The organism is Blastococcus sp. KM273128, assembly GCF_021698975.1.
Taxonomy (GTDB): domain Bacteria; phylum Actinomycetota; class Actinomycetes; order Mycobacteriales; family Geodermatophilaceae; genus Blastococcus.
In genome coordinates this window covers 1,761-3,221 of sequence record NZ_SSXA01000151.1, presented here as the reverse complement: position 1 = coordinate 3,221, position 1,461 = coordinate 1,761, and the positions used below count along the sequence as shown (strand labels likewise).

The window sequence follows — 1,461 nt, the reverse complement described above, 5'->3', positions numbered from 1 at the left end:
GTTCAGGGCCTTCCTTGTTCTCGTACCGCCCGGTGTGCCCGGGGCTGGCGGGGGTGTGGTGGGGGGTGGCTGGTCGTACGTTGAGAACTGCACAGTGGACGCGAGCATCTTCTGACTCTGGTAGCAGAGTTTGTTGTAGGTATGGCCCGTCGTCTGTTTCCTTCCGGGGGCAGGGGGCGGGATTTTTGTGTGGCCAAGTTGTTAAGGGCACACGGTGGATGCCTGGGCACCAGGAGCCGATGAAGGACGTAGGAGGCTGCGATAAGCCTCGGGGAGCTGTCAACCGAGCGTTGATCCGAGGATTTCCGAATGGGGGAACCCCGCACCAGTCATGTGGTGTGACCCGCGCCTGAACACATAGGGCGTGTGGAGGGAACGTGGGGAAGTGAAACATCTCAGTACCCACAGGAAGAGAAAACAACAGTGATTCCGTGAGTAGTGGCGAGCGAAAGCGGAAGAGGCTAAACCGATCGCATGTGATAGCCGGCAGGCGTTGTGTGGTCGGGGTCGTGGGACAGTTCAGCATCCTCTGCCGGGGGTGCGGGGAGTCATAAAGGATCGTGTTAGTGGAAGGCCTCTGGAAAGGGTCGCCGTAGAGGGTGAGAGCCCCGTACACGAAAACATGGTCCCTCCCGAGCTTGTTTCCCAAGTAGCACCGAGCCCGTGAAATTCGGTGTGAATCCGGCGGGACCACCCGCTAAGCCTGAATACTCCCTGGTGACCGATAGCGGACAAGTACCGTGAGGGAAAGGTGAAAAGTACCCCGGGAGGGGAGTGAAATAGTACCTGAAACCGTGTGCCTACAAGCCGTGAGAGCCTTACGCCCTTCGGGGTGGGGGTGATTGCGTGCCTTTTGAAGAATGAGCCTGCGAGTTAGCGGTACGTGGCGAGGTTAACCCGTGTGGGGTAGCCGTAGCGAAAGCGAGTCCGAACAGGGCGTCTGAGTCGCGTGCTCTAGACCCGAAGCCGAGTGATCTACCCATGGCCAGGTTGAAGCGCGGGTAAGACCGCGTGGAGGACCGAACCCACCAGGGTTGAAAACCTGGGGGATGAGCTGTGGGTAGGGGTGAAAGGCCAATCAAACTCGGTGATAGCTGGTTCTCCCCGAAATGCATTTAGGTGCAGCGTCACGTGTTTCTTGCCGGAGGTAGAGCACTGGATGGCCGATGGGCCCCACAAGGTTACTGACGTCAACCAAACTCCGAATGCCGGTAAGTGAGAGCGTGGCAGTGAGACTGCGGGCGATAAGGTTCGTAGTCGAGAGGGAAACAGCCCAGATCATCGGCTAAGGCCCCTAAGCGTGTGCTAAGTGGAAAAGGATGTGGGATCGCAGAGACAACCAGGAGGTTGGCTTAGAAGCAGCCACCCTTGAAAGAGTGCGTAATAGCTCACTGGTCAAGTGGTTCCGCGCCGACAATGTAGCGGGGCTCAAGCACACCGCCGAAGCCGTGGCATTCACAC

The 1,461-nt window shown here is 58.5% G+C and carries 1 rRNA gene (cut by a window edge); it reads left to right on the top strand.

Annotated elements, in window-relative coordinates:
* The first annotated feature begins 191 nt into the window (after positions 1 to 191).
* Positions 192 to 1,461, top strand: a 23S ribosomal RNA gene (locus tag E9529_RS21340) (it continues 1,532 nt past the right edge of the window).